Origin of the sequence: Ligilactobacillus murinus (assembly GCF_003288115.1) — a bacterium.
Lineage (GTDB): Bacteria > Bacillota > Bacilli > Lactobacillales > Lactobacillaceae > Ligilactobacillus > Ligilactobacillus murinus.
In genome coordinates this window covers 1,652,923-1,668,051 of sequence record NZ_CP023565.1, presented here as the reverse complement: position 1 = coordinate 1,668,051, position 15,129 = coordinate 1,652,923, and the positions used below count along the sequence as shown (strand labels likewise).

At 41.5% G+C, this 15,129-nt stretch carries 13 protein-coding genes; 10 read left to right on the top strand and 3 right to left on the bottom strand.

The genetic code is table 11. From position 1 onward, the window contains the following. Positions 1–175: 175 nt before the first annotated feature. Complete coding sequence (locus CPS94_RS08255) at positions 176–1,108, top strand: ATP-binding cassette domain-containing protein (RefSeq protein ID WP_112193630.1); 933 nt, start codon at positions 176–178, stop codon at positions 1,106–1,108. After that, positions 1,108–2,634: an ABC transporter permease/substrate-binding protein gene (locus tag CPS94_RS08250; RefSeq protein WP_112193629.1), complete on the top strand. Its 1,527-nt coding sequence runs from the start codon at positions 1,108–1,110 to the stop codon at positions 2,632–2,634. The genes CPS94_RS08255 and CPS94_RS08250 overlap by 1 nt, the downstream gene beginning before the upstream one ends. A gap of 53 nt (positions 2,635–2,687) precedes the next feature. Here the strand turns inward: CPS94_RS08250 and brnQ are convergent, their stop codons facing one another. Further along, the gene (brnQ, locus tag CPS94_RS08245; RefSeq protein WP_112193626.1) at positions 2,688–4,031 is read right to left on the bottom strand and encodes a branched-chain amino acid transport system II carrier protein; all 1,344 of its coding nucleotides are present in this window, start codon (positions 4,029–4,031) and stop codon (positions 2,688–2,690) included. A 197-nt stretch (positions 4,032–4,228) separates the two neighbouring features. Here brnQ and CPS94_RS08240 point away from each other — a divergent pair, with 197 nt between their 5' ends. After that, complete coding sequence (locus tag CPS94_RS08240; RefSeq protein WP_112193624.1) at positions 4,229–6,079, top strand: heavy metal translocating P-type ATPase; 1,851 nt, start codon at positions 4,229–4,231, stop codon at positions 6,077–6,079. Positions 6,080–6,129: 50 nt separating this feature from the next. Here CPS94_RS08240 and CPS94_RS08235 read toward each other — a convergent pair whose 3' ends face one another. Next, entirely contained in the window at positions 6,130–6,570 is a 441-nt protein-coding gene (locus CPS94_RS08235) for an ASCH domain-containing protein (RefSeq protein WP_112193622.1), read from the bottom strand. A gap of 125 nt (positions 6,571–6,695) precedes the next feature. On the opposite strand from CPS94_RS08235, the gene CPS94_RS08230 reads away from it, so the two are divergent. From CPS94_RS08230 to CPS94_RS08215, 4 genes are all read left to right on the top strand, one after another. Continuing rightward, a complete protein-coding gene (locus CPS94_RS08230; RefSeq protein ID WP_112193620.1) occupies positions 6,696–7,715 on the top strand; it encodes a LacI family DNA-binding transcriptional regulator in 1,020 nt (339 codons plus the stop codon). Positions 7,716–7,825: 110 nt separating this feature from the next. After that, entirely contained in the window at positions 7,826–10,084 is a 2,259-nt protein-coding gene (locus CPS94_RS08225; protein ID WP_112193618.1) for a glycoside hydrolase family 65 protein, read from the top strand. Between the two features lie 10 nt (positions 10,085–10,094). Beyond that, positions 10,095–10,760 carry a beta-phosphoglucomutase gene (gene pgmB / locus CPS94_RS08220; RefSeq protein WP_112193616.1) on the top strand — a complete coding sequence of 222 codons (666 nt, stop codon included), beginning with the start codon at positions 10,095–10,097 and terminating at the stop codon, positions 10,758–10,760. 110 nt (positions 10,761–10,870) lie between these two features. After that, a complete protein-coding gene (locus CPS94_RS08215; RefSeq protein WP_004049894.1) occupies positions 10,871–11,482 on the top strand; it encodes a LysE/ArgO family amino acid transporter in 612 nt (203 codons plus the stop codon). 370 nt (positions 11,483–11,852) lie between these two features. On the opposite strand, the gene CPS94_RS08210 is transcribed toward CPS94_RS08215, so the two are convergent. Then, on the bottom strand, positions 11,853–12,467 hold the full coding sequence (locus CPS94_RS08210; RefSeq protein ID WP_112193614.1) for an NAD(P)H-dependent oxidoreductase: 615 nt from the start codon (positions 12,465–12,467) through the stop codon (positions 11,853–11,855). 244 nt (positions 12,468–12,711) lie between these two features. Here CPS94_RS08210 and CPS94_RS08205 point away from each other — a divergent pair, with 244 nt between their 5' ends. The 3 genes from CPS94_RS08205 to CPS94_RS08195 all read left to right on the top strand — a co-directional run bounded on the left by CPS94_RS08205 (position 12,712) and on the right by CPS94_RS08195 (position 15,094). Then, on the top strand, positions 12,712–13,287 hold the full coding sequence (locus CPS94_RS08205) for a DJ-1 family glyoxalase III (protein ID WP_076150086.1): 576 nt from the start codon (positions 12,712–12,714) through the stop codon (positions 13,285–13,287). Between the two features lie 233 nt (positions 13,288–13,520). After that, a complete protein-coding gene (locus CPS94_RS08200) occupies positions 13,521–14,405 on the top strand; it encodes a hypothetical protein (protein WP_112193612.1) in 885 nt (294 codons plus the stop codon). Between the two features lie 125 nt (positions 14,406–14,530). Beyond that, positions 14,531–15,094, top strand: a complete 564-nt coding sequence (locus tag CPS94_RS08195) for a redoxin domain-containing protein (protein WP_112193610.1) — start codon at positions 14,531–14,533, stop codon at positions 15,092–15,094. The last annotated feature ends 35 nt before the right edge of the window (positions 15,095–15,129 follow it).

The window sequence follows — 15,129 nt, the reverse complement described above, 5'->3', positions numbered from 1 at the left end:
TCTTGAATTTATTGCTATCGTTTCGATCAGCAAGGGCTAAAATATCATCTGATCAATTATTTTTTGGGTGAACTTCAGGTTCTTTGATACGCTAAATTGATATTTTGAGCGTATCGATTGTATTTTGGTTTACTTTCCGTCAGACTAGATGATATAAAATTGCGAGGTGAAAGCGATGATCCATTATCAAGACGTGGGGATGAAATATGGTGAAAACACGATCTTAGAGCATATCGATCTTGAGATAGATGCTGGGGAATTTTTTGTGCTAGTAGGTCCCAGTGGTAGTGGTAAAACAACGCTCTTACGGATGTTAAATCAACTGACGCTCCCCACGCAGGGCGATATTTATTTAAATAACAAAAAGATCAAAGAATATGATAAGCAAAAATTACGGCTAAATACGGGATATGTGTTGCAAGATAGTAGCTTATTTCCAAATTTGACGCTTGAAGATAACATCACGATCCAACTTGAACAACTCGGGGTGACCAAAGAAAAACGTCGTGCTCGAGCAGCTGAATTGTTAAAGGCCGTTGAACTTGACCCAGAAGTCTTTGCCAAACGTAAACCAGCTGAACTTTCGGGAGGTCAAAAGCAACGCGTGGCCATCGTCAGGGCTTTAGCCACTAAGCCAGACCTAGTTTTGATGGATGAATCATTTAGTGCCTTGGATCCCGTGTTAAGACGCCAGTCGCAGGATCTGATCTTAGACTTGCACCAAAAATTAAAGCCGACGATCGTTTTTGTGACTCACGATATGCAAGAAGCCTTACGCTTGGGTGATCGGATCGCTGTTATCCATGCGGGGCATTTACAACAAGTCGGCACACCTATGCAGATCATGCAACATCCCGCAAATGAATTTGTAAAAGATTTCTTTGATCCTGAATGTCCCCACTTTTGGAATTTGGAATATTTATTACAGACAGCGTATCCGACCAAGATCGCAGACACTAAAAATGCAGTCGAGCTCGAGAGTTTTGATGACTTATTGACCCAACTTCAAAAAACACCTGAGCTACGATTCACGTATCAAGCACAGACTTATCAACTCACGTATCAAGGACTCTTAGCTTATTTGGCAGAACAAGGGGGTCGGCGCTAATGGCAAAATTGATTGAAACGCTCAGTGTACAACGGACTGAGATCTTACAGGCACTGGGGCAACATTTGGCGATCTCACTTATTTCGTTAGTGATCGCTATTTTGATCGCGGTCCCTTTGGCGATCAGTTTACGCGATCGACCATTTTTAGGCGAGGCTGGTCTGCAGGTAGCTGGGATCATCCAAACGATCCCTAGTTTAGCGTTATTAGGCCTTTTGATCCCATTAGTCGGTATCGGCACCGTCCCAGCGGTGATCGCGTTGACGTTATATGCGATCATGCCGATCTATCAAAATACGTATGCAGGGTTGAAAAATGTCGATCCTAATTTAAAAGAAGCTGCTCAGGCATTTGGACTTTCACGTTTTAAACAACTACAGCGGCTCGAATTTCCGTTAGCTTTACCGTTGATCTTATCGGGGATCAGGATCGCTTTAGTCATGGTCATCGGTACGGCAACTTTAGCCGCTTTTATCGGTGCTGGTGGTTTAGGAAGTTATATCATGCTTGGGATCCAGCAAAATAACAATGATTATCTGTTGATCGGGGGCATCTTATCAGCGGCTTTGGCTTTCATTTGTAGTGGGCTTTTAAAATTTATCGGCAAAAATTCTCGCCGGATCTATGCAACTTTGGCGTTTTTGGCTCTTTTAGGAGCGGGCGTTGGTGGCGTGAAAGTATACGAGACTTTACAGCCTAAGCCCGTTAAAGTCGTGATCGCTGGTAAACTTGGTAGTGAACCAGAGATCTTGATGAATATGTATAAGGAATTGATCGAGCAAGCTGATCCTAAAGCTGAGGTGACGTTAAAACCTAATTTTGGGGGCACGACATTTTTGTTTAAAGCACTCCAAAAGGGACAAATTGATATCTATCCTGAATTTACTGGTACAGTCTTAGAAGCGTTAGTCGATCACGATAAAAAGACACCTAGTGATCCTAAAGAGACGTATACACTTGCGCAAAAGCAATTATCAAAACAGTATGATCTTCGCTATCTAAAACCGATGGCATATCAAAATGGTTATGATCTAGCGGTGACTAAGGAATTTTCGCAAAAATACAATGTGACTAAATTAAGTGATCTAGCACGGGTCAACGCTAAGGTCCATGCGGGTTTTGATCCCGATTTTTCCAATCAAGAAGATGGTTATCTAGGCTTAAAGCAAATCTATAATTTAGATTTTGGCAAGGTATCGGTCATGGAGCCAGCCTTACGCTACCAAGCGATCGCACAAAAGAAGGTCAATTTAGTCGATGGTTATACGACTGATCCGCAAGTGCGTCAATATGATCTAGTGGTGCTAAAAGACGATAAGAACTTTTTCCCACCGTATCAAGGGGCACCGTTGATGAATGAAAAGTTTGCGCAAGCTAACCCTAAGATCGTTCAGAGCTTAGAAAAATTAGCCGGCAAGATCACGACTGAAGAGATGCAAGAAATGAACTATGAAGTCAGCGTTAAGCATCAAAAAGCAAGTGTGGTCGCTCATAAATATTTAGTCGAACATGGACTGTTAAAATAAACGCAAAGAGGGTCCACCATGATGCCTTACATCGTGGTAGACCCTCTTATTAGTTATTTTTTACGCATAAAATATCCGCCAAGACCGATGATCAGTCCTAACAAACTAAAGCAGACCCAGCCAAATCCGAGGTCAAAGAATGGGAAATAGGTTTGAGCAAACTTGAGCAATGTTTGGACTAGCGCAGTTTCTTTTAGCCCAGCTGGTAAAGCATTCAACATGTCAAAGAAAGCCGGGATCAAGGTCAGCAATGTCGTAGTTTTGTAGACCAAAGCATAATTATGAAACAATGGTGAACAAACACCTAGTAAGATCAAAGTGATCGCTAGTGGATATAAAAACATTAAGACTGGTAATGACCAAGAAATGATCGCATCAAGTCCTAAGTTGGCGATCGCAAATGAGAGCAAGCAGTAGACCAGCAAGATCGCTTTATATGAAAAACGACTAAATAATTGATGGAAAGCTTGCGAACAGGCGATCGCAAGGCCCATTGAAGTCGATAAGCAAGTGACCGTCGTCAAAGTCGCTAACAAAGCATCACCGAAGACCCCCATATAGTGATGAGAGATCTGTGTCAAAGTGATCCCGCCGTTTTCTGCCAGACCAAAAGTCGAGACACTTTGCGCTCCTAACAAGATCAAAGCAATGTAGATGATCCCGATCGACAAGATCCCAAGTGAACCACCTTTAGCAGTTGCCAAAGCGATATCTTTTTTATCTTTTAGACCAAATTGGCGGACGGCGGTAACGACAGTGATCCCAAAAGCGATCGAAGCCAAAGCATCCATCGTGTTGTAGCCTTGGAGAAGCCCTGAAGTCAAGGCGCCTGTCAAATACTCTTTAGTGATCGGAGCACTCGCAGCTGAACTTAACGGGCTGCTAAAAGCCAATAAAAAGATCACAAATAACATTACTAAAAAGACAGGGTTGAGCACCTTACCGATCAAAGCAGTGATCTTACTTTCCCGACTAGACAGAAAGTAGACCAATAAAAAGAAGATCGCTGAATAGATCAGTAACCCTAACGATTGCTGATTTTGCGAGATATGTGGAGCAAAACCGATCGTAAAGGGCACAGTCGCTGTTCTAGGTGTTGCAAAAAATGGTCCGATCGTAGCGTAGATCAAGATCATAAAGAGTAATGCATAGCTGTGGCCGACTGGACGAGCCAGTTCATAGATACCACGTGATTGAGTGACACTGATCGCCAGTAGACCTAAAACTGGTAATAAAACCCCCGAAGCTAAAAAGCCTAGAGCTGCACTTAGCCAGTGGCTCCCAGCCATTTGGCCTAAATGAACTGGAAAGATCAGGTTTCCGGCTCCAAATAACATCCCAAAGATCAAGGAACCGATCATTAGATAATGTTTGAAAGTTAATTTCTTACTTTCCATAAAATCCCCCTATGTTATTTATAAAAAAGTCCTCTCAGGTCAGAGGGCCAGACAGGACACAATTAATATTTAACTTTTAAGCTACATTATTTTTGATTAAATGTCAAAGCAATTAAAATGATTGCATTAGCAAAATGAGCATGTTACACTTTAATTGAAAATATGAGCATATATTCATAAATTTAGAGGTGACAGACGTGGAGACGATTTTAGCAAACAAAAATAAAATTATTCAGATAGTACTCACGAGCGTGCTATTTTTAGTGGCACATTTACCAAACTTAAGTATTGGGCTAGAATTTGTTCTTTATTTAGTAGCTTATTTGATCATCGGTTTTGGTGTGATCAAAGAAGCGATCGAGCATATCTTTCATGGTAAATGGTTTGATGAGAATTTTTTGATGATGATCGCAACGGTGGGGGCTTTTGCTGTCAAACAGTATCCCGAAGCGGTCGCCGTGATGTTATTTTACGCTTTAGGTGAACTTTTTGAAGATATTGCCGTTGAACGTTCACGTGATTCGATCACACAATTATTAGATATTCGCCCCGAATATGCCAATTTAGTCGCTAAAGATGGCACTGTGACTAAAGTTTCACCAACACAAGTTGAGCTTGATGAAGTGATCAAGCTCAAGCCAGGTGAACGTGTCCCTTTAGATGGTAAAGTCATCCAGGGAAATGCCTATTTAGATACGGCCGCTTTGACGGGGGAATCAGAACCGCGCTTAGTCGAAACTGGAGCACAGATCTTGAGTGGTGCGATCGTGTTAGACAGTGTTATCGAAGTTCGTGTGACTAAGCCTTATGGTGAATCGACCGTTGCTAAGATCTTGGAATTAGTTGAAAATGCAAGTCAAAAGAAGGCGCCAACTGAAAAGTTCATCACCAAATTTGCGCAAGTCTACACGCCGATCGTGGTCGGAGCAGCGTTATTACTGGCAATTATCCCACCGCTATTTTTGGGACTCCCCTTTAGCGAATGGTTCTATCGGGCATTGATCTTCTTAGTGATCTCATGTCCATGTGCGTTGGTCATTTCGATTCCTTTAGGCTTTTTTGCCGGGATCGGTGCCTCGTCTAGAGCTGGTGTTTTGGTCAAGGGAAGTAACTATTTAGAATTATTGACGCAGATCCAGACTTTGGTTTTTGATAAGACTGGGACTTTGACAGAAGGTAAATTTCAGGTCGAAAATGTCTATCCTGATGCAGGGGTAAAAGAAGCTGAATTAGTTGAATTAGCAGCAATCGCTGAAATGCATTCTCCCCATCCGATCGCTCGTTCGATCGTGGAATATTTCCCGGGAAAATTACCGACCGAAAAATTAGCAAATGTAAAAGAAGTGGTCGGTCAAGGAATCAAGGCTATTTTTGCAGATAAAGACTTATTGGTCGGTAAAAAAGCCCTGTTAGATGAACAGGGGGTCGCGGTGGCAAAGTTACCACCAACAGCTACTGGAACGCTAGTCTATGTTGCTTATGCTGGTAAATATTTGGGGTGTTTGGAGATCGCTGATACACTCAAACAAACTTCTACAGCAACGCTAAAAGAACTCAAAAAACAAGGGATCCAGACTGTGATGCTGACTGGTGATCGCCAAAAGACAGCTGATGTGATCGCGTCTAAATTAGCGATCGATACGGTCAAAGCAGAACTTTTACCGCAAGATAAGTTGACTGAAGTTGAAAAATTGCAACGAGCTCAAACGGGCAAAGTTGGCTTTGTCGGTGACGGTTTAAATGATACTCCTGTTTTGGCCAGTGCTGACGTTGGGATCGCTATGGGGGCTTTGGGCTCTGATGCAGCGATCGAAGCAGCGGACGTGGTTTTGATGCGTGATGATCCAGAGGCAATCTTGCGTGTCTTAAATATCGCACGTCGGACTAAGCAGATCGTTTGGCAAAATATCTGCTTAGCTTTGGGGATCAAATTTGTCTTTTTGATCTTAGGTGCTTTTGGTGACGTAACGATGTGGGAAGCTGTGTTTGCGGATGTCGGTGTAACTTTGATCGCAGTTTTGAACGCTTTGCGGATCATGCGTAAATAACACACAATACTAAATAAAACGATCTGATCTTGCTGGTCAGATCGTTTTATTTAGCTAAAAACAACTTCAAATTCTTCACAGACGACTTCGAGATCAGGTGTAAAGTCCAGCTTTACTTCGGCTAATTCGGCAGTGAAGAAAGCTTGATGGACTTTACGCCAATAGGCTAGGCTCCGATCGCCTTCACCCTCTAAATAAGCATGGCGCGCGGAAACGTTTTTAAATAATGTGCGATAGACTTTGGTCGTTTTGGTGATGCAGATCGCCTCGTCGTTGCCATCTAAGATGATGTTATATTCACCGACTTGAGGAAGGGGCTCATTTTCTAGAGCATATAAGGGATAAGAAGATGTAGTAGCTGTTTTTTGCCCGCGCAAAACAAGTTTGGCTAAAAAATCAGGTTCACAGCCAAAAGCCCAAGCTTCATGAGGGGCATTGGCAAGCATAGGCTCGTTGGCACAAAATGCGTGCCACATTTCAGTTGCATCCATAGTCTAGTACCTCGATAAATTTTTTCTTAAGTATATCATGTTTTTTTGATGAATGCTTGCATAAAGACATTTTGGCGGTATATACTTAAAGTTATGCAAACGTTTTTATGAAAGGTGGTGCTCAGATGGCAACGATAAAAGATGTTGCTAAAAGAGCTGGTGTTTCGCCGTCAACGGCTTCACGCGCGATGCATGATAGTCCGTTGATCAGTGAAGAGACCAAGGACAAGGTGCGCCAGGCGATGAAAGAGCTGGATTATTCGCCTAATTTTGCTGCTCAAAATTTAGCTAATCAAACCTCAAATACGATCGGGGTCATTTTGCCAGCCCGCGAAGAAGCTGTGGGGGATAATCCGTTTTTTATCCAGATCATTCAAGGCTTAGCCTCGATCTGCAATGCGCACGATCAGTTAGTCTCGGTGGCGTCAGGTCAAACGACTGAAGAATTGATCAAAAATATCGAAACAATGATCAAGCGCGGAAATATCACGCGGTTCGTCTTTGTCTATTCCCAAGCCAACGATCCAGTGCTGGAATTTATCAAGCAACATTCAAAGATCCATTATGTTGTGATCGGTTCACCATATACCGATAAAGAGACCACGTGTTATGTCGATAATGATAATTTCAAAGCGGGATACGATGCGACTAAATTTTTGCTCGCTAAAGGGGCGACTCGGATCGTTTATGCACATACTGATCTTTCTGAAAAGGTTCAAAATGCACGGTATAAAGGCTATCTAGCGGCTTTGAGTGAAGTAAATATTACTGAATCACCATTGTGCTTGAGTACTGAGCGCGATGATGAAATAAAGAATTCCAAAGCTTTGGGCCAGATGTTATCTAAAACTGGCGGTAAAGTTGGTGTAGTAGCTTGTGACGATATATTAGCAATAGAGATCCAGCATCTCTGTGATATTTGTGAGATCGAGCAATCTGAACTTGCTTTGCTGGGCTTTAATAACTCATTACTTGCTAAAACAGCTCAGCCAGCCTTGACCTCAGTCGAGATCTTCCCGCGCTTTTTAGGCTCCGAAGCAGCCGCTTTAGCGATCAATACAAAAGGAAATGATAAGTTAAAGCTGGAGACCGATCACATAGTCGTGCCCCATAAGATCGTAGAACGCGCCTCTACAAAAATCTAAAAATCTCAAAAAAGAGATTTTTTTTGCTTGCAAATGCAACCGATTGCATTTATAATTAATATGTAAAATGAAAACGTTTAAATTATATTTTTAAAAGGTGGTCAGTGTAAATGAAAAGAATTTTTGAGATCGATCCATGGAAAGTAGTCACACATGAATTTAAACCCGAAGAAAAGCGACTCCAAGAAAGTATGACCAGCATTGGAAACGAGTACATGGGTATGCGAGGGATGTTTGAAGAAACATATTCCGGTGATACCCATAAAGGTATCTATCTTGGAGGCGTTTGGTATCCAGATAAGACACGTGTTGGTTGGTGGAAGAACGGTTATCCTGAATACTTTGGTAAGGTCATCAATGCAGTTGATTTCACTAAAGTTGACATCAAGTTGAACGGCTCGTCTGTTGACTTGGCTAAGGATGAATTTTCAGACTTTGAACTTGCACTCGACATGAAAAAAGGGATCTTGAACCGTAGCTTTATCGTTGCAAAAGACGGTCAAAAATTCCGTTTAAACTTTGAACGTTTTGTCAGTGTAGCGCAAAAAGAACTCTACGCTTCCAAGATCACGGTCGAAAACTTAAGTGATACTGAAGCAAGCGTTGAGATCAGATCATACATTGATGCGGATGTTTTTAATGAAGATGCAAACTATGATGAAAAATTCTGGAATGTTTTGGCACAAAATGTAGCTGAAACACATATGTCTTTAACGGCACAAACGATCCCAAATAACTTTGGTACGCCACAATTCACGACTGAAATGTTAGCTGACCACGTAACTGATCTACGACCAATGGCAGCTGAAACGACTGAAAAGAGCGTGATCAATACATTTGCCGGCCAAATTGCTGCTGGTCAAACCGTAACTTTTGAAAAACGCGTGATCGTGGTAACTTCACGTGATCATGAAACACAAGCAGCTTTAACACAAGCTGCGCAAACTTTGAGCCAAAAACAAGCTGAAAGCTCATTTGAAGAGTTGAAAGTAGCTCAAGCAGCTGGTTGGGCTAAGCGGTGGGAAAAAGCGGATGTTGAGATCTCAGGTAACGCTGAATCACAACAAGGTATTCGCTTCAACTTGTTCCAACTCTTCTCAACTTATTACGGTGATGATGCTCGCTTAAACATCGGGCCAAAAGGATTCACCGGTGAAAAATATGGCGGTGCCACCTACTGGGATACAGAAGCTTTTGCAGTGCCGTTGTATTTAGCTTTAGCCGACGAATCGGTGACCAAAAACTTGCTCAAGTATCGGTATGATCAATTAGCAGGAGCTTACCACAATGCACAACAACAAGGTTTGAAAGGTGCATTGTATCCAATGGTGACTTTCAATGGGATCGAATGCCACAACGAATGGGAGATCACATTTGAAGAGATCCATCGTAACGGTACGATCGCCTATGCTATCTACAATTATACTCGTTACACCGGTGATGAAGAATATGCGACCCACAACGGCTTTGATGTTTTAGTCGGGATCGCACGCTTCTGGGCTGATCGAGTGCATTACTCCAAGCGCAAGGGACAATACATGATCCACGGCGTAACTGGACCAAATGAATATGAAAACAACGTCAATAACAACTGGTACACTAACATGTTGGCTAAATGGTGCTTAAACTATGCAAATGAGATCGCTGATAAAGTTTCAGCCCAAAAATTAGCGCAACTCGATCTAGGTGAGACAGAACGTCAAAAATGGCATGAAATTGCGGATAATATGTATTTACCACAAGATCAAGAACTCGGGATCTTCGTTCAACATGATACCTTCTTGGACAAAGATTTGACACCAGTTAAAGATCTTCCAGCAGGACAATTACCATTGAACCAAAACTGGTCATGGGATAAGATCTTGCGTTCACCATATATCAAACAGGCTGATGTTTTACAAGGTATCTATTACTTTGTAGAAGACTTCACTCCAGAACAAAAAGAAAAGAACTTTGATTTTTATGAACCATTGACCGTGCATGAATCAAGTCTTTCGCCATCGATCCACTCTGTTTTAGCTGCTGATCTTCATAAAGAAGATAAAGCTTTTGAAATGTATTCCCGGACAGCCCGGTTAGACTTGGATAACTATAACAACGATACTGAAGATGGCTTGCACATCACATCAATGACGGGTTCATGGTTGGCGATCGTTCAAGGATTTGCTGGTATGCGTGTTATCGATGGTGAACTTGAATTTGCGCCATTCTTACCTAAAGAGTGGGATGATTACAAATTCCGGATCAACTTCCGCGGCCGTTTGTTGAGTATTGAAGTTGATAAGGAAGGTTCTAAGATCGAATTGTTGAAAGGTGAACCTTTGAAGATCAAATTAAATGGTGAAGAGACCAAATTAGCAGCAAAATAGGAGGAAACTGATGAAAGGTGCAATTTTTGATTTAGACGGTGTGATCACCGATACAGCGAAGTTTCACTTTGCAGCTTGGAGCCAACTAGCTAAAGAACAATTAGGATTAGTCTTACCCGCTGAATTTGAGGCAGAATTAAAAGGAATCAGTCGGACCGATTCTTTGATCAAGATCTTGGAATTTGGTGGCTTGCGTGATAACTATACTGAAGCAGAGATCTTGACGATGGCTGAAAAGAAAAATGGCTATTATTTGCAAGCGATCGAAACTTTGACAAAAGAAGATATTTTACCAGGGATCACTCGTTTGATCGGTGAATTAAAAGAGCATGGCGTTAAATTATCAATTGCTTCAGCTTCCAAGAATGCGCCTGCGATCTTAGAAAAGTTAGGTTTAGCAAACGAATTTGATGCGATCGCTGATCCAAGTAAAGTTGCTAACGGCAAACCAGCTCCTGATATCTTCTTAGCTGGTGCCAAAGCAGTCGAACTTGAACCCAAGGATTGCGTTGGAGTCGAAGATGCTGTTTCAGGTGTAGCGGCGATCAAAGCTGCTGGAATGACAGCGGTGGCTGTAGGAGATGCGACTGAATTAGCCCAAGCGGATGTAGTTGTAGAAACAACAGCAGATTTCTCCTATGCACTTTTTGAAAAGGCATGGGAAGATGCTAAATAAGTAAGTAGTTCTAGAAGTCAGGGAAAACTCTCTGGCTTCTTTTTTGTCTTCTTACCTAAAATTTATGTTATGATTCAAATAAGAGTATTTTAGAGAATGAGGAGAGTAATTTGGCTTATTGGCAAGGTTTATTGATCGGATTTGCATTTGTGGCGCCGATCGGGATGCAAAATGTTTATGTGTTCAACAACGGCTTATCTTATAAATTGAGTCGGGCGTGGCTGTATACTTTTTTAGTTTGGGTCTTTGATGCACTCTTTTGTTTAGCGGCTTTTTATGGTATCGGAGCTTTGATCACCCATAATCAGACCTTGAAATTATTTATTATGTTAGCTGGTGGTCTCTTGACTGCTTATATTGGCTGGGGGATCATTCGTGTTGCTAATCAACGGGCTTTGACGAGCGATGACAATAAGATCAGTTTAAAACAAGCGATCACGACTGCTTTTGTAGTCAGTTGGGCCAATCCTCAAGCTTTGATCGATGGGACGATGATGTTGGGGGCTAGTCGTGGGACTTTGACCTTGGCTGAAAGTATCTTTTTTATTATTGGAGTCGTCAGTGCTTCCTTTATTTGGGACATGGGGATGACAACGGCTTTCAATGTCTTTCGTCATAAGATCCCAGATAAGTTGCTGTTATGGATCAATTTGATCAGCGGGATCATCGTTGTGGCTTACGGTATTTTCTTATTTGTCGAAGGTGGCAAACAATTGTTTTAAATAAACTAAAAAAGTGAACGGCATTAGCGCTAGATGAATAACACGGGACTCACCACGTATGTGCTTCGAGGTGAGTCCCGTGTTATTTTTATAAAGTTACCCGCAGCAATTTTACGCACTGTGATCATAGTTGTGCTTAAAATTGCAATGCCTAGCAGATAACAATGCCTTGCACATGATGCTAAGCCCGCATCATGTCCAAGTCACCGTTATCTGTACGGCATTACCCGCACTTCTACGCACTGTTCGTAGTCGTGCTTAAAATTGCAACTCCTAGGAAATAACAATATCCCACTCACGAGGCAAAAACCCGCCTCGTAAATGGGATACCGTTATTTCTACGGAGTTCCCGCAATTCTACGCACTGTGATCAAAATGCGTTTGCGATTTTGGTCAGTTGTTTTTGGCAATGTTTTAATGAAAGGTCGCAACTGGTGCAACAATTTGCTAAACCTTCAATATGTAATGTGGTAAAATTCTTTAACCCGTGGAAGGATAACAGCTTTTGGAGATATTTATTTCCTAGGTTATGTTTGTGTCTATATGTGTCCCAAAAATACTTAAGTGATCGATGATAGGTCCGATTTGTTGCTTGGAGATGCAAGGCTTTTTTGTGGGGTGAAAACTCAGCCAATGAGCTTATGATCAGATCTAAATATTGTTTGAGCTCCGCAGGTAAGAACTGTTGTTGGATCGGAGCAACGAAAAGATATTTATCAGCAAGCATGAAATCATTAAGCCAGTCATCATGCTCACCCAGCAACTTTTGTTCAAACGATGATAATGGTTTTTGATGTTGCTTTTTTCGTAAGGCCATTAACATCTGTGAATTTAATATAGGCGTGTCATCTTTGATAAGGTCATGAGAAATGATCCGATCTTTGGGGTGAGCTTGTTGATAACTTGTAATAAAATGCTGGTTAAGCCGATCCAAATGCGCATTTTTATCTTTAGAGTATGCTTGGATGACTAAAAGTGTTGACATAATAATACCTCTAGTTCTTTATATATAAAAAATTATAATATTCCAACATAGCAGCGATGTCAACCTGTGTTATTCTTTTTCACTATCCAGATCGATAAGCAAAGTTTTGGCTAAAAGAAGTTCTTCGTAGATAAAGTAAGTTTCTTCAAAGATGATCTTGAAGGCGACTTTTTAGTCCAAAAATTAGCTCTTAACGAAATTTTGGACTAAAATAGAGTTAGTAAATATTTTAGGGGGCTTTATAATGACAAAAACAGCAGCAGTGATGATCGCACCTGGTTGTGAGGAAGTTGAAGCACTATCAAGCGTTGATGTTTTACGGCGTGCCGGGATCAAATGTGATATGGTCGGTTTATTCGATAAGATCGTCAATGGTGATCATAATATCGTGTTGACTTGTGATAAGGTCATGGATGAAAGTTTATTGGACTATGATATCGTGATCTTCCCAGGTGGTCTACCTGGTTCAGAAGCCTTGCGTGACAATGAAACATTGCGTCAATTTATGGTCGAACGTAAAAAAGCTGGTAAGTGGAATGCGGCGATGTGTGCTGCTCCGATCGCTTTTGCACGCTATGGCTTACTGGATGATAGCCAATATACGTTATATCCAGGAATGGAAGCTGGGATCGCAGATGAAGTCAAGCATGGTAATTTTGATGAAGCTTTAGTCGTTGTAGATGAAAAGAATCATTTGATCACCAGTCGCGGGCCAGCAACGGCTTGGGCCTATGCCTATGAGATCGCTAAAGTCTTAGGCGCAGATGTAGATAAATTAAAAGATGGCATGCTGTACAACATGTTGATGTTGAGCCGTTAGAGATAAGAGACCAGAAGTTATTTTCTGGTCTTTTTGTTTACGTTATAGTCGTGCTCCAAATTGCAATGCCTAGCACATGATGCTAAGCCCGCATCATGCCCAAGTTACCGTTATTTCTACGGCATTCCCCGCAATTTTATGCACTGTGTTCAAAATTTGGTATCTTTGTCCTAAATAAGGTATCCTTAAAGTAGGAATAATTGAACAAATTAAATATAACGGAGGATCAGATCATGAATAAATTTTCAAAAGTGACCTTGGCATTGCTCTGTACGGTCATTTTGGCAGGCTGTTCTAACGATAATGGCTCAAAGACTAATGCTAAAGAACAAAGCACTTCCCAAACGGCTAAAAGCAGTAGCCAAAAACAAAGCTCGACTAGTCAGGCTAAAGAAAGTCAAAGCTCTGAAAGTAGTAGTCAAGAACAAAGCTCAAACACCGAAAATAGTGCAACCGATGAAAGCCAAGCTGAGGCTAATAAACTTTCTAATAATGAATTGATACAGCAAGGTGCGATCTCGATGCGCCAAAATTTGGGTGATACTGCGCTTGTAGCTACACTGTCCGGTAAAGAAGATAGCCAAAAGAAAGTCAGTGTTTCTTATAGTGGCGATTTAAACAACTATACCGCTAATTATTATCTTGAAAAAGATGCTAAGCCAGTTAATGACGAAAGTTTAAAAGATAGCTCACCATATGCTACTTTAACTAAAAAGACTTACGCTTCGACTGATGAAGCTGTTAGCCAGATCGATTATCAAAACGATGCTTCGCAAGGAAATTTACCTAAGATCAGCTTAGGTTACGGGTTGCAAGCGACCGTCAATAGCGGTGCCGGTCAACGTTACTTGCATTGGAATGAAGGGAATTGGTCCTTTACTATGCACGGTAGCCCAGTTGCTAATGAAGATCCAACAACAGCTGCCCGTAAGGCTGTAACACTGTTAGAACGCTACCGTTTACCTGCACCATCACAGCGGGGGAGTGGTCGCTTGGAAACTTCCGCTAAAGCAGGCTTTTTGACCCAATCGCTTACTTGGAACAAAGATAATGTGGTCTATGAATTTAAGGCAGACGACTTGGAAACTTTAGTCTTAGTGGCAGCCAGTTTGCAGTAAAAAATTTAGTTTTAAAAAATTCTAAAAACCTTTTATTATCCCCAGTATATAAAGGTTGACAAATGTATCGGCTAGACTATACTAAGAGTTGTACCAAAGAAAAATAAAAAGTGAGGCGTTCTTAGATGAATTACATTGGGCAAGAGATTCAAGATTTTTCAGTTAAGGCATATCAACAAGGTGAATTAAAGGATGTTACCAAAAAAGACGTTTTGGGTAAATGGAGCGTGTTCTTCTTTTATCCAGCCGATTTCTCCTTTGTGTGCCCAACTGAATTAGAAGATTTACAAGCTAAATATTCCCAATTCAAGGCAGCAGGAGCAGAGATCTATTCTGTTTCTGAAGATACCGAGTTTGTACATAAGGCATGGGCTGAAGCTTCTGCTGGTATCGGTAAGATCGAGTATCCAATGTTAGCCGATCCAGCTGGTAAATTAGCTAAGGCATTTGATGTGTTAAATGAGGGACTTGGTCAAACATACCGGGCTGCTTTCATCGTTGATCCAGATGGGGTGATCCAATCCTATACGATCAATAACATGGGGATCGGACGGAACGCCTCTGAGATCTTCAGAACGCTTCAAGCAGCCTCCTTTGTACGCGCACATGGCGATAAAGTTTGCCCAGCTAGTTGGCAACCAGGTGATGATGTATTGGAACCAGGCTTAGACCTAGTTGGTAAATTATAATTAAGTTGAAAAAAGACAAAAAATAAGATGATCCG

Excerpts from the sequence above, each read along its gene's own strand:
- CPS94_RS08255 (WP_112193630.1), top strand. The coding sequence starts at position 176 with ATGATCCATTATCAAGACGTGGGGATGAAATATGGTGAAAACACGATC.
- CPS94_RS08250 (WP_112193629.1), top strand. The coding sequence starts at position 1,108 with ATGGCAAAATTGATTGAAACGCTCAGTGTACAACGGACTGAGATCTTA.
- brnQ (WP_112193626.1), bottom strand. The coding sequence starts at position 4,031 with ATGGAAAGTAAGAAATTAACTTTCAAACATTATCTAATGATCGGTTCC.
- CPS94_RS08235 (WP_112193622.1), bottom strand. The coding sequence starts at position 6,570 with ATGGATGCAACTGAAATGTGGCACGCATTTTGTGCCAACGAGCCTATG.
- CPS94_RS08230 (WP_112193620.1), top strand. The coding sequence starts at position 6,696 with ATGGCAACGATAAAAGATGTTGCTAAAAGAGCTGGTGTTTCGCCGTCA.
- CPS94_RS08225 (WP_112193618.1), top strand. The coding sequence starts at position 7,826 with ATGAAAAGAATTTTTGAGATCGATCCATGGAAAGTAGTCACACATGAA.
- pgmB (WP_112193616.1), top strand. The coding sequence starts at position 10,095 with ATGAAAGGTGCAATTTTTGATTTAGACGGTGTGATCACCGATACAGCG.
- CPS94_RS08210 (WP_112193614.1), bottom strand. The coding sequence starts at position 12,467 with ATGTCAACACTTTTAGTCATCCAAGCATACTCTAAAGATAAAAATGCG.
- CPS94_RS08205 (WP_076150086.1), top strand. The coding sequence starts at position 12,712 with ATGACAAAAACAGCAGCAGTGATGATCGCACCTGGTTGTGAGGAAGTT.
- CPS94_RS08200 (WP_112193612.1), top strand. The coding sequence starts at position 13,521 with ATGAATAAATTTTCAAAAGTGACCTTGGCATTGCTCTGTACGGTCATT.
- CPS94_RS08195 (WP_112193610.1), top strand. The coding sequence starts at position 14,531 with ATGAATTACATTGGGCAAGAGATTCAAGATTTTTCAGTTAAGGCATAT.